Genomic DNA, 20,512 nt, shown 5'->3' with positions numbered 1-20,512 from the left:
TATACGTCAAGTTTTGTCGCTTTCACAGGGTATTTTTGATTTATGATTAAAAACAATAACCAAAAACCTAAATATCATGAAAAACATTCTACAAAAAATGTAGTTTGATTTGAAATTTCAATAGCCCGATTCCGGGACTACAGCTTTAAACATATCCGACAGCATTTTGTATTCAGCTTCCCTCTGAACAGGATATGTACTACACATGAATATCAGTTTGCTAGCACTGCTATATAATCAATTTATTAACCATTTAAAACCATTAAACATTATGGCAAATTTAGTACAAGAATTAAACAGTTTAGATTTCAGCGTTTACATTGGCGGTCCATTACAAGCTGCAGTAAAGGCACAGCACGACGCATCTATTTCACAGGTGAATTTTATTAAAGAAGTAGGTTTCGTTCCTTCTGATGAAGAGGAGGAACCCGCAGCTTTAAGATATGTGGATTTTAATTACAAAAAATCGGTTCCTAACCCAGAGTATGATCCAAATGCTACTCCTGAAACAGCAGTCAGCCGATTTATTGATGCAGAAGTTAACCTGAAGGTCCCATTTCTTACAATGCTTACGATTCCTGCTTTAAGAATCGATGAAATGACCATTGATTTTAATGCAAAACTAAACTCTGTGGAAACCCAAAACACTTCCAGTGAATTCAGCGGCTCCGCAAGCATAAGCGCTAAATTCTGGAAAGTGAAGTTTAATGCATCCGCATCATATAAAAAGACTTCATCCAGTACTTCTACAACCGAAAGAACCTATACTCTGGGAGTTCATGTAAGAGCTGTAAATGACGAATTGCCAGCAGGCCTTGCAAGGATTATGGACATGTTGGAAGACAGCATTTCAGCAGTTAACGAGTAATTTTTCCGGATGGCTGCTATGGTGGCCATCCTTTTTTATCCTCATAATAACTTAAACAAAATAGCATCATGCCAAAATTAAATGAATACCTGGGAGGCATTGTCTCCGAAATTGCCAATTCCCGAAAGCTGGCCGATCTTCAGACCTTGCAGATCGCAAAAGAATATGCACAGGATGAAATGCTGAAAAATTTTTCAATCCCAAGAATGAAAATAGGAACAGTAGACCTTACCATTCCTTTTGCGCAGGGAGGAAAGCTGCCCATTCTCAAACTTAGAGATTTCGCTTATGACGAAATTACCAAAGTTATGAAAACAGGTTACAACGCTGCCGATACTTCAAGTGATCAAAAACTTAAAGTTTTCTTGGCAGACATGGAGATTTATTATGATGATCTTATTTATCAAATGAAAAAAGACAACATACAGGTCATCACTCCCGAAAAAGAAAAAGACTTTTATATCATTCCCGACTATATTACAGATTATTGTTTAACGCTTCCCAACTTTACCTGGGGAGAAGTAAAGTCGGAAACGCTCAAAAACAGCATCAAAAACCGTACACTTCTTGAAGCCAAAAAAGTGCTTGAAAATGCAGAAGAACATGATATCATTGTAGAAGCCGGCAAGCTTATGGACATTGATCCCAAATATCTAATTTATGCCAAAATGAGCGTGAGCGAATCCGGAATGGAATGGTCAAGATATGAAGACATTAATGGAAATATCATTGAAACCTTAATTCCGGAATAATGAGAAAATCGCAATATATTTTAGTAAGCCAGCTTAAGGAACAACTTCAGAAATTCCCGGGCATCGTTTCTTCGCTTGAAAAAAAAGATCATCATTTTGTTGAGAAAATCATGCTATGGCTGAAAGCGTCGGAAGACATTTTATCGACTTACAATATCAGCGAAGTCTCAGAAATAGCAGGTTTCAGAAGTAAAATATTAGCCGCAAAAATAATTGAGGGAAGAGGAGCGAATATTAAAAAGAATCAAACAAAAGCAGCAGCAGATGCGCTTTATGATATCCAAAACACCATACTTACCGTGCTGACTCCTTTTGAAAGAATGACTGCCGCGAAATTGTAAAGCAGCTGTTGGTGCTTACAGCTCAGGCAAATGCTTTGAATTACAACCAAAGCATTCCTTTCGAAGATTTTATCCGCAGCGTGTGGTTGTATATGCTGTCTGAAAACAATCTTAAAATGGGGGCTGTAAAACTCAAGTCAATACTTTCTGAAATGGACATTCTTATGCTCATAGGCGATGAGATTGAACTAAGTGATTTCTCCTAAAACTTAGTTATTCTGAATTATAATCCAGGGTAATTCTAATAACCATGAAAATCCAAATTATCAACATCTGATCAATCGGAAATTTTCACCTTTAACCATAACCATCTTCATGCATATTATGGAAACACCAAATCAACATTACGATACTGTTTCTGATGATCACCCTTACACTATTAACTGGAGTGACGTTGAGAATATAGAAAACGATTATGAAAACTATCTTGATGATATTGAAACCTTTTTCAGGGATGATTTTGAAAACGACATTCTTGAAGATGAACTATAAAAAACTAACCAACCTTTCACATAAATATTTTATAAACTCCACAGTTTCTATGATGTGGAGTTTTATATTTTTAGGATTATAGTGGAAATTGATCTTAGAAAAACTTATCCACAAAAATAAAACACGACACATTTTGTCGCATTAAGCATTTATATTTGTCTCAGATAATGGAACTATGAAACGCAACCGTTCCATGAAATTTAAGAACCGTAGAAACTGCATCATAAATTATATCGGAATGAAAAAAGATTTTTACCTGACAAGATATGCTTTGATCATTAAAAGATTAGAAAGTTCTCCTGCCACATATCCGCAGCTGGAAGATTATCTGCTCAATTCTTTTGAATTTCAGGATGCAGGGATCAAAAGCTACTCGATACGGACTCTGCAGCGGGATATAAGAGAAATCTCCGATCTTTTTAACCTTTCCATTCACAACAAGAAGAAAGGAGACAACAGGTATTATATTGAGAGCCGCCCGATTATGGAAGTAGATGAATACAATCAGAAATTACTTGAATCTTTCCAGGTAAGCAACGCCCTGAATCTTCATCCGGATTTTTCAGATTTTATCTTTTTTGAAAGCAGGAAACCTACAGGTGTTGAACATTTTTATGATCTGTTTTTCGCCATCAGAAATAAAAGAATCGTTTCTTTTGAGCATTATAATTATAAAAACAAACTGATGACTTCAAGAAAGGTACATCCGTTGGCATTAAAAGAATCCAAAGACCGGTGGTACCTTATTGCTATTGACACAAAGGATAAAATGCTGAAATCTTTCGGGCTGGATAGGATTAATTATCTTGATGTGAATGATAAACAGTTTAAAGAAAAATACAAGTATAACTTCAGGGAACATTTTAAAAATGCCTTCGGTGTCATGAATCTTAGTGCACAGAATCCCCAGAAAATTGTTCTGAAATGCAGCAGGCATCAGGGCGAATACATCAAAAGTTTTCCGCTTCACCAATCCCAGAAAGAAACAAAAGAAACCCCGGATGAGATCTATTTTGAATTCTTTCTTCATCCTACCTATGATTTTATGCAGGAAATTTTATCGTACGGAAAAGAAGTCCAGGTTCTGGAACCGAAGATTTTAGTTGATGAAATACGCAACCATCTGCAGGAGTCCCTGAACAGCTATCTGAAAGAGTAAACACTGTATTGTATTTTTTGATTACATTTACATAAATATATCATAGTGAAATTCCTGCTTCCATATTTTTTATGCTTTATTTCTTCTTTTTGTTTTTCCCAGCAGACTGAAGATTTCAGGCTTGTTAAACAATACTACAATCAGCATCGCTCTATGCTGGGACAGGAGTTCAAGAAAAAATTTGATGCCGAAAAAAACAACTTTCATAAAGCTTCCATAAGAAATGATTATCTGCTTTTCATGCAGAAAATGGACAGCCTAGAAAATGTTGCACTCACTGCCGTTTTATTAAAAACAAAAAATCTGGAAGACCTTGGAAGATTAAATCTCATAAAAACGAATACAGCTTCCCAAGCTTCTGCTGTGCCCAGTGTAATTACTGACAAAGCAGCAGACTATCCCGGAGGTATTAATGAGCTCAGAAAAGAGGTTTCCAATCTGTTTTATCTTGGAGGTGTCTATTCCGAAGTTAAAACAGTTAAAGCTATTGTAGCATTCATTGTAGAAATTGACGGCACGATAACCAACGTTGAAGCCCAGGGAGAGAATTTTACGTTCAACAGACAGGCTGAAATTGCAATATATTCTGTCCCGAAGAGATTTTCCCCGGCTGTTATCAATGGAAATCCCGTGCGGTACCGTTTCCGGCTTCCATTAACGATGAAACTTGAAGATTAATATGTTTACCGACGAATATTTTATGAAAATAGCACTCAGCGAAGCGCATCTTGCCCTTGAAAAAGATGAAGTTCCTATTGGCTGCGTGGTAATCTCCAACAACCGGGTCATTGCAAGAGCACATAACCTCACCGAAACATTGAATGATGTTACTGCTCATGCAGAAATGCAGGCCATTACTTCGGCCGCTCATTTTCTTGGTGGAAAATATCTTAAAAACTGTACACTGTATGTCACCCTGGAACCCTGTGTTATGTGTTCCGGAGCCCTTTCCTGGGCACAAATTTCGAAAGTTGTGATCGGCGCAAGAGATGAGCAGCGCGGTTTCATCAACAAACAGCTTTCCCTTCATCCTAAAACAGAAATCGTAACAGGAATTATGGAAAACGAATGTTCTTCTGTTGTAAAAGAATTTTTTAAATCAAAAAGATGATTATATAATGCTGAGATTAGGCTAAGAGGATTTGAGATTAACAAAACTTGCATGTGAAATTATTTAAGTCTTAATCTTAACCTCACTCTACAAGTCTTTTCCTAAAAAGTAAAGTCCTTTCAGCGTATGAAGGCGGTCCATCACGTGGATTTTATCAGTCAGAGGCTTATAAACATGAGAAACTCCGCCTGTGGCTACTACAAAACAATTATCCTGGACCTCATCATTAATCCTATCGACAAAACCTTCTACCATTCCTAGAAATCCATACACCATCCCGCTCTGCATACAGGTAACCGTATCCAATCCTAAAACGGTTTTTGGTTTCACAAGCTCAATTTCAGGAAGCTGTGCAGTCTGGCTGATGAGTGAATTGAGGGCGGTAATAATTCCCGGAGCAATAATCACCCCCAGGGTTTCGCCATCTTCTGCAACACAGCTTGCCGTAAGCGCTGTCCCGAAATCCAGCACAATCTTCTTCCGGTCCGGATACATATTGTGAGCCGCTACGAGATTGGCATAAATATCAGTTCCCATCTGCTTGGATTTTGCCTGAACGCCAGAAGGCGTATTACGGTCAACAATAACAGGGCTGATACCGTGGATCTTCCTGATTGCCGAGCTCATCACTTTGGTAAGCTGAGGAACCACAGAGCCAATTACCACCTTATCAATTTCTTTTGGCTGAATTTTATAGGTCTGATACAGCATCATCATCTGAGCATATAATTCATCTGCCGTGCGGTAAGGTTTGGTATTAATAACCCATGAGATATCACAATTGTCGTCATTAAAAAGCCCGAACCTGATATTGCTGTTTCCTACGTTGATTACGATTGAATTCATTGATTAACTATAAAATGGAATCTCTAATTTTTTGAATTGTTAAATGTAATGATTTTCATAAAAATACCATTAATCCTTGCGGATGAGATGAAAGGATATATTAAAACAATTTAATTATATTTAAACCACAATTACTCAAACTTAATTTTCATGAAAAAAATCGCCTTTTTAATGCTCCTTTTAAGCGGAATCCATGCTTTCTCACAAACAGCCGCCGCGGCGAAGGAGGTATTTGAAAAAATCAAAAAAGAAACAGCCATTGACAGCGATGACAGATCAGTGTATAATATTCTGGATGAGTTTTACGAGAAAAACCTTCAGGCAGAAAATGATGAGATGACCCGGGAGACGATTGAAAAATTTCAGAAGCTGGCCTCTGATCCTTCCACGAAAAACATTCATATTTTAATGCTGTTCCTGATGTATCAGCAACACATCAGCCAGACAGCTATGGTAGGCAAACAGCCAAATCCCGAGTTTCAGGTAGAAGCAACCCGTTTACTGGAGGAGGAGACCCAAATGATTTATAAAAAAACACCTGCTATCATTTACATTTACAAATATGAAGCCCTGGACAGCGCAAATAAAGCTGAGGAAGCTAAAGCGACTGCTATTCAGGGACTGAAAGAATATCCTGATTCAGTACCTCTAAAAATATATACTTACTTAACCACAAAAGATGAAACCCTAAAAAGTGATTTGCTGAATAAGCATTCCAATCACTGGATGGTAAAGGAATTTATAATGCAATAGTGCTGAGGATAAAATAGATCCCATTTTGTTTTATCCAATTCCGTTTGTAACCAACTAACAGCTACAAAGATTACATGCAAAGTTGTTTGAAACAAAATATGCTCGCCGGAGATTTCCTGCAAGTTGCGTGTAATCACATGCGATCTTCTGAAGTTTCAAACAAAATTTCAGGAAACAAAAGAATTCCGCAGTTTATTAACATTTATCAAATTAAATGACTTTATCTTAACAAAAACTAAAAGATCCCGGATTTTCTTCCAGGATCTTTGTATTTTATTAAAGAATTATTTTACTTCAACAAAATTGTCTTTCATATTCACATCAGCCATTCTTTCACTGAAATCTATTCCTAAAACAGATAACTGTGATTTTGTATAGGGAACGGTAATGGAGTATTCTTTTTGGGTCCATGGCCAATAGGGCATTGTTTTAAATTCACCATACTCATCCTTTTCTTTCCAGGTATGGGTCATATTCATCGGGATCTGATAGGTGATCATTTTTTTATCAGATGTTATGATGCTAAAATCAACCGGCATTGGTACCTGACCATTATTCACCAGCGTAATGGTGGTAGATTTCGCATCGTATTTTACCTCTTTGATAGCATAATCAATTGTTTTTGTCGTATTGATCCAGTAATGATGGAACCACTTCAGATCCATCCCCGAAACTTTCTGGGCAATGTGTAGAAAATCTCTGTCGGAAGGATGTTTAAGCACCCATTGATCATAATATTGTTTCAGGGTTTCCGTTAAATTCTGCTCACCCATAATATAACCAAGCTGGACAAGATACAGTTCTCCCTTTACATAAGAAGCATACGTGTAGGAAGTACCGTTGTCGTGATGATCCCCCAACCACACTGCAGGTTCTTCAATTCCTCTTTTGATAAAATTTCTGTAAGCATTGACTGAATTTACAAATGAATTCGGCAGCTCCTGCGCAGGCGGAAACAGCTGATTCATTACATAGCCTTCCGCATAACTGGTGAAACCTTCGTCCATCCACGGACGCATCGGTTCATTGGTAGCCAACATCTGCTGGTACCAAGAATGAGCCCCTTCGTGAGCCATTAATCCCATCAATCCTTCAATATCCTGAGCTTCACCTAAAATCATGGTACACATTCCGTATTCCATTCCGCCATCACCTCCCTGAATGAAAGCATATGTTGGGTATACATATTTCCCGAAACGGGCATTCATCAGCTGATAGTATTTGGTAAGATAAGACTGTGCCTCTTCCCAGACTTTTGTTTTATCATTATTCTGGTACACCAGGAAAACTTTCGGGCCTTGCGGCACATCAAAACTTTTTACGATATAATCTTTGTCTGCCGCCCATGCGAAATCTAAAATATTTTTTGCCGTCCATTTCCAGGTAACTTTATTTTTATCCGCTTTAATTTTTGCATTCGGATCATATCCTTTTACTTCTGTGGGGTTTTCAAGGATTCCTCCTGCTCCTATTATATAGTCTTTATTAATTTTAATATTAACTTCAAAATCTGCGAACGGGGCATGGAATTCCCTTCCGATATAGTCGAATGTTGCCCAACCGTCATAATCATATTCTGCAATTTTCGGGTACCACTGGGTCATGGTCATATCTACCCCTTCCCGGTTATTTCTTCCGCTTCTTCGGATCTGCTGCGGAATCACAGCATCCCATTCTAACGTAAAGGTTGTTGAAGAATTTGGCTTAATAGACTCGGCCAGATATACTTTCATTACCGTTTCCTGAATTTCAAATTTCAGGGTTTTGCCATTTTGTTTAATCCAGTGAATGTTCTGGGCTCCTTCCTGGTCTTTCGGGATGGAAGCAAGCCTTGAAATCCCGTCTTTCTGCAATCTTGAATCACCGTTTTTTCCTTGTCCGGCAACTCTTTGATCCATCATAGAATTGGGTTTAAAAGCATTCCAGTACAAATGAAAATAGACAACATTAAGTTCGTCTGGCGAGTTATTTTTATAATCCAGTGTCTGTTTGCCTTCATAAGTAAATTTTTCAGCATTAACATCAATGTCCATTTTGTATTTTGCACTCTGCTGATAATAAGGGCCCTGCTGTGCCTGAAACTGAGAAATGATAAACGCAAACAGGATTACAAAAGATCTTTTCATGTATAAAATATATTTTTTCTAAAGGTAAGTATTTAAAATAAAAAACCTCAAATAAGTAATTATTGTTGAGGTTTTGTTTTGTTAATATCTTTTAGATTACAATTATTTGAGTTGTTAAATATTTAAACACAATATCACAAATCTTTATACAATGCAACAAATAATATCCTGATCTATGTTTAGTTCAAAAGCTTTTTAATTAAAGTTATTTGCCCTAAGTGGTAATAGCAATGTTCAATCATTCCGTCAATATTCCTGAGATAGGTTCCGTATTTTTCATCGACAAAAACCTCGTTCATTTTAGAATCCGGCATCTGTTCCAATAATATCGCAAATCTTTCAGCGTCATTCCATAATTTGCTCTTCAGATTTTCCCACTGCTCTTCAGATTCAAGCGGCGGAAGATCAAAGCTGTACTGATCCCTGATTTCCAGTTCTCCACCCTCAAAAACATGAATCAGTCCGGCAATATAATAATCAATGTGAAAAGTAAGCATGGCAATAGTATTCAGAGAACCTATTTTAGCTGTAGCCTCTTCCATATTTACATTTGATAACTGATCTTTAAAATTGGTATTGGCAATCCAGAGACCATCCAGTAATACTTCTCTGAATCTTTTAGCTAATTGTGATGTTGAGCTCATTGTTTTAATTTTTTTAAAGATAAGTTTTCTAAACACAAATTGTTTAAATGAAAATTACAATTTTAAACACAAAAATTTTGCAATTCGTGATAAATCAAAAAATCCTTCAAGGTTTTTGAAGCCTTGAAGGATTTAGATTTTATAATAAAAATTATTTTTTAGCCGGAATTTCTTTCTTTCCGCTTTGTAAAATCTTTTCAAGGATTCTTAACGTAATCAGATAAGTCGGTTTAACACCCGTTAATCCCAATCCACCCGAAGAAAGGGTACTTCCTGTTTCCAACGGATTATCAGAAGCATAGTAAGCATACATTACAAAAAGATCCGGGGTTATATGATGCCTGATTTTGGAAGCTACCTGAATGGCTTTTTGGTAATGCGCACCTTCCATTTCAAGACCAATTGCTTTCCATGAAGTATTCATAAAATAAGAGAGAATATCCCTGTTCTGAAGCGAAGTTCCCAATACGGTAATCATTGGTCCTTCAAAAGCCTGCAATTCATCATCTCGAAAATCTTCTGCTTTTAAGGCGTTTTCAAAAGGATAATTATCGGCTGTTCCTTCAAAAATATGAGAAGTCGGGATCATAATATCTCCTTTTCCGCCGGCAAGAATTCCGGCTTTTCCCATAATGGAAACGGATTTCACTTTCATCATGTAGACTTCCCCTTTATGTTCAAAAGGTCTCAGTAGCTCATCCATTACTTCAAAAGCCTGCTCTCCGAAAGCATAATCGAAAACCATAATCACATCATCGCCCCCGAATTTAATATCCTGGAATGGTGTATTTTTAAGTTCGGTTTTGCTGAGGTCGATGATCTGAACATCAATATTACTCCCACTCTTATCATTTATATAGACCATTCCCTGCTCCAAAGCATATTTTGAAACTTTGTCGCGAAGCTCTTTTTTATCAGAAATTTCTCCGTAGAGTTTGTAATCTACTTCTTTATGATCTTTTTTCTTTAAGGCTTCATTGGCATACAGCATATTTTTCACCGAATGCATATTAGCCGAAATAATATGAAGCGGGCGCATGTGAAGGTCATTTTCATACAAAACCTCTTTCACTTTTTGAGCCCATTTTTCACCGAAATAATGATGTCCTACTCTTTCTTTTAATATTGCACTGAAATGGATTTCACGCTCTCTGGTTTGTTTGGCGTCTTCAAGACTCACTTTAGCGAGATTATAGATAATTTTGAAAAGACGGTCCGGATTGCTGTCTTCGCCGAAAGTGTTGTAAGCATTAAGCGTTTCATCAAAGGTCCTTCCGATAAGAGAAGACAGGTGAATCAGTGCCACTTCTTTTTCCTTTCTGCTGAATTTTTTCTCTCCTTTTACTACTTCCTCAATAATTTTAAAGGCGCGTGTAGGCTTCCAGTTTTCATCCTGAATGAAAGCCAGATTTCTTACTTTATCCGCTTCTATAAATAAAAATGTTAAATGGGTAAGAATATCATAAATCTCGGAACGGCCGAGAAGCACCTCGATATTCATCTGATGTTCATCGATCCTGTAGCAGTTTCTTCTTCTCTTTTTGGGAACAATCGGTTCGAAACTTCCTTTATCAAACCCTTCATCCGAGGTAAGATGAATAAAAGCACATTCTTCAATACCTTCCGGAAGCCTGTCCAGCACATACATCAAACCGTTCAGTTCGAGTTTACTCGGTACATTCATACTTCCGTATATTTCCGGATTGATGGTCTTTAACAAACTTCTGATCGTCTCCCCCGAAACACCGGCAGGTTTAAAAAAACCTCTATAAAAGAGGTGTCTCATAGAAATATACAATCTTTCAATTGCTTCCGTTGTTTCTCTTGCTCTAGAATTTGTCATAAAATAAATTTCACACAAATATACAAAATCTCCGTCTAAATTATTTTAAGTGTCTTTTAATAAATGGCTTAACATAATATAATGTAATACTATTTATTTGCTTTTTAAAATGAAGAAGTGTTCCAAAAAAAAATATCTTATCCCTATCAATATCGCAAATTGATCAGGAGCTTTTCCCCGTTTCTGCTGTAGCTTTTGGTTTCGGGGCGGCGGCTCCGCCGCCCCGAAACCAAAAAGGATGCCGTGGCAATCGGGGCTGAGAAATGATTGTGTAAGACCACCCCCGTCAAAATTTCTTTGAAATTTTGCCACCCCTCCAAAAGAGGGGAATTCAGGTTAAGTATATCCTTATTAAAATTGATAGCTGAAGTTCTTTAAGTCTATTATAAATATATCATTAGAATTATACATTGTCGACTAAACCCGTAATCCAGCATATAAAATAACATATACTCTCATTTTGCTTTGTTTCATCGGAATGACAAATCTTATTCTTTGCATGAAGCAAATCCCGTAAAATGACAGTATTAATAAAATAAAGTCAGAAATTAAGAATAAATGAAAAAATAATTTGCTATTCTTATGATTATAATTTATAAATTGTGCTTAGATAATAATTCTGGGAACGCGAGCAATTCTACAGTTCCATTACTTTTGCTTTTTATAACTCTATTTTTAAGACACCCCTTTAAAAAATTAAATTTTTGTTTAAATTTTTATTAATTTTCAGAATACCCCTCTTTTTTTAGGGTAAAAATATTTTTGTTTTATTTTTTTCGTAAATTTGCCCCGTAAAAATCAAACCTAATATGTCAACTTTAAGATTCAAAGCGTTAGAAACTTTACCATTTAAGGACTTTAGAAGAGATAATTCTGTAGAAGTTCCTGTAAAACTATCCGAATTGTTTTGCCAAAATGTTTTCTCAGAAGAGACGATGAGAGAATATTTAACGAAAGAAGCATTCAATTCTATTATGGATGCCGTAAAAAAAGGAACTAAAATCCAGAGACACATTGCAGATCAGGTAGCTGTAGCCATGAAAGACTGGGCCATGAGCAAAGGCGTAACCCATTACACGCACTGGTTCCAGCCATTAACAGGGAGCACTGCTGAAAAACACGATTCTTTCTTCACCCCGATTGAAGGTGGAAGAGCCATAGAAAGATTCAGCGGAAATTTATTGATCCAGCAGGAGCCGGATGCATCTTCTTTCCCGAACGGTGGTATCAGAAACACTTTTGAAGCAAGAGGTTATACAGCATGGGATCCTACATCTCCTGCATTCATCATGGGAACTACTTTATGTATTCCTTCTATTTTCATCTCTTATACAGGAGAAACTTTAGATTATAAAGCACCTCTTTTAAGAGCGCTTAACGCTGTAGATGAAGCTGCAACCAATGTAATGCAGTATTTTGACAAAAATGTTACCAAAGTGACACCTACTTTAGGATGGGAACAGGAATATTTTCTGGTAGATTCAGCATTATACCAGTCTCGTCCGGATTTGGTTTTAACCGGTAAAACTTTATTAGGACATTCACCTGCAAAAGGACAGCAATTGGACGATCATTATTTTGGTTCTATTCCTACCAGAGTAATGAACTTCATGATGGAATTAGAAGTTGAATGTATGAAACTGGGAATCCCCGTAACAACGAGACATAACGAGGTAGCGCCTAACCAGTTCGAACTTGCTCCAATGTTCGAGGAAGTAAACGTTGCAGTAGACCACAATTCTTTGTTGATGGATGTAATGGCAAGAGTTGCCCACAGACACCATTTCCATATTTTATTCCACGAAAAGCCATTCGCAGGTGTAAATGGAAGCGGAAAGCACAACAACTGGTCTTTGGCTACAGATACGGGCGAAAACCTTTTAAGCCCGGGAAAAAACCCTAAGAAGAACTTACAATTCTTAACTTTCTTCGTGAATACTATTAAAGCGGTTCATGAATATGCAGACCTTTTAAGAGCAAGTATCGCCTCCGCAAGCAATGATCACCGATTAGGAGCCAACGAAGCACCGCCTGCAATTATTTCCGTATTCATCGGAAGTCAGCTTTTCAGAGTATTGGAAGAGCTTGAAAAAGTAACAGAAGGAAAACTTTCTCCGGACGAAAAAACAGATTTAAAACTGAATGTAGTAGGAAAAATACCTGAAATTTTGTTGGATAATACCGACAGAAACAGAACTTCTCCATTCGCATTCACAGGAAATAAATTCGAGATCAGAGCGGTTGGATCTTCTGCAAACTGTGCAGAATCTATGACGGTAATGAATACTATCGCAGCAAAACAGCTTCGTGATTTCAAAAAAGAAGTGGATGCATTAATTGAAAAAGGCCTTAAGAAAGATGAAGCCATCTTCAACGTATTAAGAGAATACATCAAGCAGTGTAAAAATATCATGTTTGAAGGTGACGGATATTCTGACGACTGGGCAAAAGAAGCTGAAAAGAGAGGATTAAACAACCTTAAAACTACTCCGGAAGCTCTTAAGCAGGAAATGGATGAGAAGTTTTTATCGCTTTATGAAGAATTGGGAATTTTTACTCACAGAGAAGTTGAAGCAAGAAACGAAATCAAATTAGAAAAATACTCAACCGTTATTGATATTGAAGCAAGAGTATTAAGTGATATCGCAAGAAACCACATTATTCCTTCGGCATTAAATTATCAGAACAGACTGATTGAAAATGTAAAAGGTCTTAAGGAAATCTTCGGAGACAATGAGTTCAAGTCTTTAGCGAAAGAACAGATGAGCTTAATCAAAAGCATTTCTGAGAACGTATCTAAGATCAAACTGGGCGTTGAAGATCTTATTAAGGCGAGAGAAGAGGCTAAAGCAGTTTCTGAAAGCCAAAAACAGGCGGAAGATTACTGTAATAAAGTGAAGCCGCTATTTGACGATATCAGAGAGGCATCAGACGCTCTTGAAATGATGGTGGATGATGAGCTTTGGCCAATGACGAAATATAGAGAAATGTTATTTACAAAGTAACATTTGTAAAGTTCCATATTAGTAAACTCTCCGGTATTTCCCGGAGAGTTTTTTTATTAATCAGTCTTAACAAGTCCATTTAATTTATTAATCATTAAGCTGAATTTCAACCTGATACCATTTAAAAAATCAGTCTTAAATAAACCATATATAACAATGTCAAAATTAGAGTTATCCTGTTGATACCACAGATTTTGAAGCATATACGTTTTTATTTTGTTAAAGAATCTTAATAAAAAAAACCGCTGACATACCCAAAATAGGCTGTTGCGGTTTATTTTTCTTTAACATACTGAAATAATATGTTAAAATGTGTTAAAAAAAGAACATGATAATATTCATATCAAAGCCCTTTTATAAGGAATACATATTTTTGTATTGCTTTTGAAAAATACTTATTCCTTTAACACGGTAATCAAATATATATGAAGAAAAGAGTTTTGTTTTATTTAGTTGCTTTAATTTCTACAGTATCGTTACAATCATGTGTTACAAATTATGTAGTTTCAAAACCAGCAACTTACGCTAAAGAATACAAAACAGATGCCAAACTAGCTTCTATTGACACTCACAAAATGGAGCAGGACAAGCAACAATTGATTAATTCGTTTCTTGCAGAAAAGGCAGCTTCTTTAGCAAACGCTAAAAATTCTATTAAAAATTCTGAGATTGCAAAAGCAATCATGCATAATAAAACCATCGACAATATTTTAACAGAAGCTCAGACGTACCTGGGAACTCCTTACCGATACGGAGGGATGACCAGAAACGGGATAGACTGTTCGGCTTTTGTTCTTTCTGTTTTCGGAGCAGCTGCAGGACTTAGCTTACCAAGAGTAGCAGCTTCCCAGTCTCAGGAAGGAGAAAGAGTAGAGAAAGAAAACCTTCAGAAAGGAGACTTAATCTTCTTTTCTCACGGAAGAAGAATTTCTCACGTAGGTATTGTAGAAAGTGTATCTGAAGATGGTGAAGTGAAATTCATTCACGCTGCCACCTCAAAAGGTGTAATGGTTTCTTCACTGAACGACTCTTACTGGGGTCCTAAGTACAGATTCGGAAAAAGAATCATCAATGAGAACGGAGAAGCCATCAACAATCTGGCTGCAACAACTCCCGCATCAAACGGAACAAATTTTTAATTTTAAATAATTGATTTAAATAATGAAACCATCAGCAATGATGGTTTTTTTATTTGTTTAATGTTTTTAAATAAGCCAGCAACGAAGGATATTATTGGTAGCTTTAAGCTTAGCTGCTTTTATCGATTTCAATATTAAATTTGTGCAATAGCCCGTCAATTTGAGAAAGGGAGAATTTAGCCTTTTTAAGTCTGTTTTGAGAAGGATCCAGCACATATCCTACCGATGTTCTGAAGTCTGTATTTTCCAGGTTTGTATGATCGAAAACAGCGCCGGACAGATTACACTCTTTGAACACAGCATTTGACAAATTACATTCTGAAAAATCAACTTCTGTTAAAGTACAGTTTTTAAAAACAGTTCGTTTAATTACCGTTTTGTAAAACACAGAATTATTCAGCAGGCAGCCATCAAAACTGAAATCCATTCCAAATTCATTGCATTCATTAAACTGAACACCGAACATTTTGCATTCTTTAAAACTCACATCACGGAAAGCTGTGGAAACAATTTTTGCCATGCTCAGGTTGCATCCGATGAATTCACAATCATTGAAATTAAAACCTGAAAGATCTGCGTACTCTAAATTGCAGTTTGTAAACGTACAGTCTTCATATTCGCCTTTATCTAAAGATTGTTGTGCGAAATCTGTGTTCTCGAAATTTTGATCTGAGAAATATGATTGTTTCATTGAATTTTGATGATATTTTTTGTCTCGTGGATTTAGCAGATTGCGCAAATTTTCAATGTAAAACTTAAACAGAATGGTGTAACTTCCATCACCCCGCTTCCAACTTCAAACCTTTTAAACCAAACTATTCTTATCCGAATAATTTAATTTAAAGAAAATAAAAGTCATCATCGAAAAGGCAAGCAGGGAACTTCCTCCATAACTGAAATAAGGCAAAGGAATTCCAACCGTAGGAAACAGCCCCATAACCATGCCTAAATTAATGGTAAAGTGCATTAAAAGTATCGAGGCAAAGCAATATCCAAAAACACGGTTAAACCCCGATTTCTGCTGTTCTGCCAGATAATAGATTCTTCCAATATAAACCATGTAACAAAGGATCAATAAAGCACTTCCTGCAAAGCCCCACTCTTCGCCAACGGTGCAGAAAATATAATCGGTCTCCTGTTCAGGAACGAATTTTCCCTGTGTAACAGAACCTTCACGATATCCTTTTCCCCAAAGTCCGCCCGATCCAATTGCTGTTTTTGAATACAGCAAATTATACCCTGATGTATCTCTGAACGCTTTTTCACCTTTATAAAGAACTTCAATTCTTTCCCTCTGGTGCTTTGGAAGTTTCTCTAAAATGTAGGGCGAACCGAACGCCAGTCCACAAAGTAGAACAACCGATCCCACAATTCCTGAAATGGAAATAATGTTCCATGACATTTTGTAGTAATTCATGGCAATCCAGCCTCCAATAATAAGAATAATGGTAATAGCCACCCATATAGGATTAACGGCCAGGGAAATCAGGAAAACTGCAGCAAAAAGAAACCCTATTCCGAATAATAACCCGCTCAGTCCTTCTCTGTATAACGCAATGAAAAATGCAATAAAAACCAACATAGAACCCACATCAGGAATAGCCAGAACCACAGCTGCAGGAATTCCGATAATGGCTAATGTAGTCCAAAACGATTTTTTATTCTTTAAATTAAATTCAGGACCGGAAACATAATTGGCAAGCATTAATGCAGTCCCGATTTTGGCAAACTCCACCGGCTGCATCGTAAAACTCCCGAACTTATACCAGTTTTTCTGCCCAAGAATTTCTTTACCGAAAGGAAATAACCCAATCAGGAGCAAAACCCCGCCTATGTAAATAATTCCCGACATGTTTTCAAAGAACTTACTTCTTCCCACGAAAATTACCAGTCCTACAAAAAGGGAAATACCAAAGAAAATCAATTGTTTTTCTCCTAATTTCTGATCTACACTGTAAATATTTGCAATGGCAAAAGCACAAAGCAGAAAATACAGCCCGAGACCCAATTTATCTATTCCTTCTGCCCATTTCATTGCTTAGCCGGTTTTGTTTTATTTACATTCCTTTTTGCTTGCTCCGCTTTTTGCATTTTAGCCTTTCGCTCTTTAACGAGTTTTAAACTATCCTCAATCTTTTTTTGTTTTATAGAATCTTCACTGGGTTTATAAAGACCCTTACGTTTAAGATCGGCAATCCATTGTCTCTTGTATTCCGGCATAAAACTGGAGGTGATCATTTTTTTATAAAGATGTTCACGCTTGATATCTCCGGTAATATATTTTTCTGCAATAATCGTAGCCGCCGGACCCGCCCAGGTTGCCCCGAATCCTGCATGTTCCATAACCGCTGCCACTACGATCTTCGGTTTATCTGCAGGAGCAATCAATACAAAAATCGAATTATCTTTTCCCTGAGGCACCTGTGCCGTACCCGTTTTGGCAAGCTGTGTAAAATCGCTTGACTTTAAACCGCGTGCTGTACCATTCAATACAACCGCTTCCATACCTTTAAGCACCGGATCAAAATGTTTTTTATCGACTAAGGTCTGATGTTTCTTTTTGAATCTCGGATCGGGATTCGGCTTCCCATCAATTGCTTTTACAATATGAGGAGTATAATACCAGCCTTTGTTGGCAATAGCGGAAACGTAATTGGCAAGCTGAAGCGGCGTTACCAGAACATCTCCTTGTCCCATTCCGTTATAAATGGCACCGGTGGACATTTCGTCCCAGTTTTTAAAATCCGTCCTTTTAGAGCCACTGGCTTTCATAATGGCTTTAAATCTGTTTTCATAGAAATCACCAGAAGGAATTCTGCCTTTGGCTCCTACCGCAAAATCGTTATTTAAAAATTCACCAACCCCGAAACTGCTCATAATTTTTTTCCACTCATCTACACCTCTGGAAGGATTTCCCGGATATTTTTTAATGATCGCAATAAAAGCATATGTAAAGAAACAGTTGCTGGAAACCTGAATGGAAGGAATTAAAGGATCTGCGCCTCCGTGGCCTTTAATTCTTTTTCCTTTATAATAAAACCCGCCACCACAGGGAAAAATAGTTTTTTCATCCATTACGCCCATCTGCATTGCCGCCAGTGCAGTTAACAATTTGAAGGTGGAGCCCGGCGGATAAGCAGCCTGAAGTGACCTGTCAAACGTTGGCTTATTTTCGTAAATGGTATCTTTTGAAAGCGCATACAGATTCCTGGATTTATTCGGGCCTGTAAAAAGGTTGGGATCAATATCCGGACCTGTTGCAGCAACCAGGACTTCGCCATTATTAGGATCAATGGCTACAATCGCACCGTGTTTGTTGACCAGCATTTCCTCTGCAATTCGCTGCAGATCATAATCGATGGTAAGGGTAATATCTTTTCCGGTAACTACATCCTTGTCCAAGGAACCGTTTTTATAAGGACCTACATTCCGCAGCTTTATATCTTTCTGAATGTATTTCATCCCTTTTATACCGCGGAGCTCTTTTTCATAAGCTTTCTCAATTCCTGTTTTACCGATGAAATCTCCGGGCAGATAATAAGTAGAATCCTTTTTAATTTCCCTCTCATTAACTTCACTGGTATATCCCAAAAGATTTCCGGACGTTGAAACTTCATACTGACGCTGCGGTCTTGAAACAATGCTAAATGCCGGATATTTAAATATAATCTCCTGAACCCTTGCAATATCTTCTCTGCTGAGATTTTTCATGAAGGTCATCGGCGTCAGTTTGGAATAGTATTTTTCTTTTTTAATGGCTTCGATGGTTCTGACAAAATCATTTTTTGAAATTTTCATCAGGTTGCAGAAGGCGATTGTATCAAAATCAGGTCTCATCAGCGCCTGTGTAAAGGAAATTTCATAGGCAGGCTGGTTTCCCACCATAATTTTACCATTCCTGTCAAAAATAACACCTCTTTGAGGGATTACATATTCTATTTTAATAGAGGTGTTGGCGGCATTCAGGGCATACCGATCGGTAAAAAGCTGTAAATAAGACAATCTCGCTATAAAAATTACAGCGACTACCAGAAGAACGGAAAAGATTTTTAAATAACGTGTGTTCAAACTTTTTGTTTGATTTTAAATATTAATGCATAAATAACTATAAATATAAACGAAATTACACTAGTTACCAATACATTAAATAATATTTCAAAAAATCTGCTCAGCTTAAAGAATTCTATATACTGTACTAAAAGCTGATGTAAAAAGATACTCGTGAATAAAAACAGCAAAAACTGCGCCCACTGAAGGGATTGGAAAGAGAAGAAATCGGTGGAAGTATCCGTAGATGTTCTGAAAATCAAGGTTCTGAAATAAGCAATCAGAGTCGTTGCAAAAGCATTGATTCCCCATGAATAAAGGAAGGCATCAACCGACAGGCCGATCAAAAAACTTAATGCTAAAAACTGGAATTTATTTCTGAAGAAAGGGTAAAACATGACAAATACCGGATAAAGCACCGGAGTATACTTTCCGAAAATAGTGATCCTGTTCAAAACAAAAATTTGTAATGCAACCAGAAAAATCATGATTAATATGTCCGTAAATAAAGTCCTGCTAATCATCTTCCTTTTTTATTACAGATTGCATCGTATCCTGAATTTTTTGTACTTCCGCTTTTTTAAGGTTTTTAACGACATAGACTTTACTTAGAGCACCCATTTTCTCACTAAGCTCAACCGAAATATCCCAAAATCCTGTTTTATTATCAACAGAATATCCTGCAATAGTACCGATCATTACCCCTTTAGGAAAGATAGCAGACTTTCCGTCCGTTACTACTGTATCTCCAATTTTCAAAGCTACATATTTCGGAATATCGGCAAGGTGCATCACCCTGGAATTATCTCCGTTCCACGTAAGCGTCCCGAAGTACCCTGAGTTTTTCAGCGCGGCATTAATCCTGATTTTATTTACACTCAATACCGACTGTACCAAAGCATAGCTGTCTGTAGAGTTAATTACGATTCCGGCAATACCTTTGGGAGCCATAACCCCCATTTGCGGAAATACACCGTCTCTTCTTCCGCGGTTGATGGTAAAATAATTGTTTCTTCTGTTAATACTATTGAAAACAATCTCACCATCCACGAATGTGTATATCTGTCCCCCACCCAGCGTATCGTGAACCTTTCTGAACTGAGGATTTTTTGCGCCTTGCTTTCCGTAAAGCTCCATCATCAGAGCTTTATTCTGAGTAACGAGATCTTCATTGATCTGTTTAAGTTTCAAATAGGAAACCCCTTCGTCAATGTATCCGGAAACCCAGGAATTCAATGCAGCTGACTGTCCAGCAATCCAGGATTTCTGCATGGCGTTTTTAGAGAATATCAGAATCAGAGCAATAATTTGCAGAAATATAAAGAAGACGAAAAGCGCATTCTTCGAAAATAATCTCAGCAAAAATCCCATTCAGATATATGTCGT

20 protein-coding genes are annotated in these 20,512 nt (G+C 37.1%); 11 read left to right on the top strand and 9 right to left on the bottom strand.

All coding sequences use genetic code 11. The annotated features are described in order from the left end of the window. Nucleotides 1–271: 271 nt before the first annotated feature. The 8 genes from BUA76_RS05270 (at nt 272) to BUA76_RS05240 (ending at nt 4,723) form a co-directional block, all read left to right on the top strand. Nucleotides 272–868, top strand: coding sequence for a DUF2589 domain-containing protein (locus tag BUA76_RS05270; protein WP_072884004.1), 597 nt, complete (start codon nt 272–274; stop codon nt 866–868). Between the two features lie 68 nt (nt 869–936). Continuing rightward, nucleotides 937–1,620, top strand: coding sequence for a hypothetical protein (locus BUA76_RS05265; protein WP_072883773.1), 684 nt, complete (start codon nt 937–939; stop codon nt 1,618–1,620). Further along, nucleotides 1,620–1,961: a hypothetical protein gene (locus BUA76_RS05260; RefSeq protein ID WP_072883772.1), complete on the top strand. Its 342-nt coding sequence runs from the start codon at nt 1,620–1,622 to the stop codon at nt 1,959–1,961. The genes BUA76_RS05265 and BUA76_RS05260 overlap by 1 nt, the downstream gene beginning before the upstream one ends. A gap of 11 nt (nt 1,962–1,972) precedes the next feature. After that, a complete protein-coding gene (locus BUA76_RS05255; protein ID WP_143149865.1) occupies nt 1,973–2,167 on the top strand; it encodes a hypothetical protein in 195 nt (64 codons plus the stop codon). Between the two features lie 118 nt (nt 2,168–2,285). Continuing rightward, nucleotides 2,286–2,453 (top strand): hypothetical protein, encoded by a 168-nt coding sequence (locus BUA76_RS19180; RefSeq protein ID WP_178337302.1) that lies wholly within the window; start codon nt 2,286–2,288, stop codon nt 2,451–2,453. A gap of 238 nt (nt 2,454–2,691) precedes the next feature. Beyond that, entirely contained in the window at nt 2,692–3,612 is a 921-nt protein-coding gene (locus tag BUA76_RS05250) for a helix-turn-helix transcriptional regulator (RefSeq protein ID WP_072884003.1), read from the top strand. A 45-nt stretch (nt 3,613–3,657) separates the two neighbouring features. After that, the gene (locus BUA76_RS05245) at nt 3,658–4,290 is read left to right on the top strand and encodes an energy transducer TonB (RefSeq protein WP_072883770.1); all 633 of its coding nucleotides are present in this window, start codon (nt 3,658–3,660) and stop codon (nt 4,288–4,290) included. A gap of 1 nt (nt 4,291) precedes the next feature. Next, on the top strand, nt 4,292–4,723 hold the full coding sequence (locus BUA76_RS05240; RefSeq protein WP_072883769.1) for a nucleoside deaminase: 432 nt from the start codon (nt 4,292–4,294) through the stop codon (nt 4,721–4,723). 87 nt (nt 4,724–4,810) lie between these two features. Here the strand turns inward: BUA76_RS05240 and BUA76_RS05235 are convergent, their stop codons facing one another. Then, nucleotides 4,811–5,569: a type III pantothenate kinase gene (locus BUA76_RS05235; protein ID WP_072883768.1), complete on the bottom strand. Its 759-nt coding sequence runs from the start codon at nt 5,567–5,569 to the stop codon at nt 4,811–4,813. A 150-nt stretch (nt 5,570–5,719) separates the two neighbouring features. Between BUA76_RS05235 and BUA76_RS05230 the strand changes: the two genes are divergently transcribed. Then, entirely contained in the window at nt 5,720–6,322 is a 603-nt protein-coding gene (locus BUA76_RS05230; RefSeq protein ID WP_072883767.1) for a hypothetical protein, read from the top strand. 284 nt (nt 6,323–6,606) lie between these two features. Here BUA76_RS05230 and BUA76_RS05225 read toward each other — a convergent pair whose 3' ends face one another. The 3 genes from BUA76_RS05225 to BUA76_RS05215 form a co-directional block, all read right to left on the bottom strand. Next, nucleotides 6,607–8,448: a M1 family metallopeptidase gene (locus tag BUA76_RS05225; RefSeq protein WP_072883766.1), complete on the bottom strand. Its 1,842-nt coding sequence runs from the start codon at nt 8,446–8,448 to the stop codon at nt 6,607–6,609. 179 nt (nt 8,449–8,627) lie between these two features. Then, the gene (locus BUA76_RS05220; RefSeq protein WP_072883765.1) at nt 8,628–9,092 is read right to left on the bottom strand and encodes a DUF1572 domain-containing protein; all 465 of its coding nucleotides are present in this window, start codon (nt 9,090–9,092) and stop codon (nt 8,628–8,630) included. A gap of 151 nt (nt 9,093–9,243) precedes the next feature. Continuing rightward, complete coding sequence (locus tag BUA76_RS05215; protein WP_072883764.1) at nt 9,244–10,935, bottom strand: DUF6909 family protein; 1,692 nt, start codon at nt 10,933–10,935, stop codon at nt 9,244–9,246. Between the two features lie 809 nt (nt 10,936–11,744). Between BUA76_RS05215 and BUA76_RS05205 the strand changes: the two genes are divergently transcribed. Together BUA76_RS05205 and BUA76_RS05200 are read left to right on the top strand one after the other, a co-directional pair. Then, a complete protein-coding gene (locus BUA76_RS05205; RefSeq protein ID WP_072883762.1) occupies nt 11,745–13,940 on the top strand; it encodes a glutamine synthetase III family protein in 2,196 nt (731 codons plus the stop codon). Between the two features lie 425 nt (nt 13,941–14,365). Beyond that, nucleotides 14,366–15,079, top strand: coding sequence for a C40 family peptidase (locus BUA76_RS05200; RefSeq protein WP_072883761.1), 714 nt, complete (start codon nt 14,366–14,368; stop codon nt 15,077–15,079). Nucleotides 15,080–15,188: 109 nt separating this feature from the next. Here BUA76_RS05200 and BUA76_RS05195 read toward each other — a convergent pair whose 3' ends face one another. From BUA76_RS05195 to mreC, 5 genes are all read right to left on the bottom strand, one after another. Continuing rightward, on the bottom strand, nt 15,189–15,770 hold the full coding sequence (locus tag BUA76_RS05195; RefSeq protein ID WP_072883760.1) for a pentapeptide repeat-containing protein: 582 nt from the start codon (nt 15,768–15,770) through the stop codon (nt 15,189–15,191). A gap of 114 nt (nt 15,771–15,884) precedes the next feature. Further along, a complete protein-coding gene (gene rodA, locus BUA76_RS05190; protein WP_072883759.1) occupies nt 15,885–17,114 on the bottom strand; it encodes a rod shape-determining protein RodA in 1,230 nt (409 codons plus the stop codon). Further along, nucleotides 17,111–19,147 carry a peptidoglycan D,D-transpeptidase FtsI family protein gene (locus BUA76_RS05185; RefSeq protein ID WP_072883758.1) on the bottom strand — a complete coding sequence of 679 codons (2,037 nt, stop codon included), beginning with the start codon at nt 19,145–19,147 and terminating at the stop codon, nt 17,111–17,113. The genes rodA and BUA76_RS05185 overlap by 4 nt, the downstream gene beginning before the upstream one ends. Next, a complete protein-coding gene (locus tag BUA76_RS05180; RefSeq protein WP_072883757.1) occupies nt 19,144–19,650 on the bottom strand; it encodes a rod shape-determining protein MreD in 507 nt (168 codons plus the stop codon). The genes BUA76_RS05185 and BUA76_RS05180 overlap by 4 nt, the downstream gene beginning before the upstream one ends. Then, nucleotides 19,643–20,497, bottom strand: a complete 855-nt coding sequence (gene mreC / locus BUA76_RS05175) for a rod shape-determining protein MreC (RefSeq protein WP_066438798.1) — start codon at nt 20,495–20,497, stop codon at nt 19,643–19,645. Before mreC ends, BUA76_RS05180 begins: the two co-directional genes overlap by 8 nt. Nucleotides 20,498–20,512: the final 15 nt, after the last annotated feature.

This window comes from Chryseobacterium takakiae, assembly GCF_900129385.1.
GTDB lineage: Bacteria > Bacteroidota > Bacteroidia > Flavobacteriales > Weeksellaceae > Chryseobacterium > Chryseobacterium takakiae.
Note: the sequence above shows the minus strand (reverse complement) of the source record. Positions and strands in the feature narration are given on the sequence as shown.

Excerpts from the sequence above, each read along its gene's own strand:
- BUA76_RS05270 (WP_072884004.1), top strand. The coding sequence starts at position 272 with ATGGCAAATTTAGTACAAGAATTAAACAGTTTAGATTTCAGCGTTTAC.
- BUA76_RS05265 (WP_072883773.1), top strand. The coding sequence starts at position 937 with ATGCCAAAATTAAATGAATACCTGGGAGGCATTGTCTCCGAAATTGCC.
- BUA76_RS05260 (WP_072883772.1), top strand. The coding sequence starts at position 1,620 with ATGAGAAAATCGCAATATATTTTAGTAAGCCAGCTTAAGGAACAACTT.
- BUA76_RS19180 (WP_178337302.1), top strand. The coding sequence starts at position 2,286 with ATGGAAACACCAAATCAACATTACGATACTGTTTCTGATGATCACCCT.
- BUA76_RS05250 (WP_072884003.1), top strand. The coding sequence starts at position 2,692 with ATGAAAAAAGATTTTTACCTGACAAGATATGCTTTGATCATTAAAAGA.
- BUA76_RS05240 (WP_072883769.1), top strand. The coding sequence starts at position 4,292 with ATGTTTACCGACGAATATTTTATGAAAATAGCACTCAGCGAAGCGCAT.
- BUA76_RS05235 (WP_072883768.1), bottom strand. The coding sequence starts at position 5,569 with ATGAATTCAATCGTAATCAACGTAGGAAACAGCAATATCAGGTTCGGG.
- BUA76_RS05230 (WP_072883767.1), top strand. The coding sequence starts at position 5,720 with ATGAAAAAAATCGCCTTTTTAATGCTCCTTTTAAGCGGAATCCATGCT.
- BUA76_RS05225 (WP_072883766.1), bottom strand. The coding sequence starts at position 8,448 with ATGAAAAGATCTTTTGTAATCCTGTTTGCGTTTATCATTTCTCAGTTT.
- BUA76_RS05220 (WP_072883765.1), bottom strand. The coding sequence starts at position 9,092 with ATGAGCTCAACATCACAATTAGCTAAAAGATTCAGAGAAGTATTACTG.
- BUA76_RS05215 (WP_072883764.1), bottom strand. The coding sequence starts at position 10,935 with ATGACAAATTCTAGAGCAAGAGAAACAACGGAAGCAATTGAAAGATTG.
- BUA76_RS05205 (WP_072883762.1), top strand. The coding sequence starts at position 11,745 with ATGTCAACTTTAAGATTCAAAGCGTTAGAAACTTTACCATTTAAGGAC.
- BUA76_RS05200 (WP_072883761.1), top strand. The coding sequence starts at position 14,366 with ATGAAGAAAAGAGTTTTGTTTTATTTAGTTGCTTTAATTTCTACAGTA.
- BUA76_RS05195 (WP_072883760.1), bottom strand. The coding sequence starts at position 15,770 with ATGAAACAATCATATTTCTCAGATCAAAATTTCGAGAACACAGATTTC.
- rodA (WP_072883759.1), bottom strand. The coding sequence starts at position 17,114 with ATGAAATGGGCAGAAGGAATAGATAAATTGGGTCTCGGGCTGTATTTT.
- BUA76_RS05180 (WP_072883757.1), bottom strand. The coding sequence starts at position 19,650 with ATGATTAGCAGGACTTTATTTACGGACATATTAATCATGATTTTTCTG.
- mreC (WP_066438798.1), bottom strand. The coding sequence starts at position 20,497 with ATGGGATTTTTGCTGAGATTATTTTCGAAGAATGCGCTTTTCGTCTTC.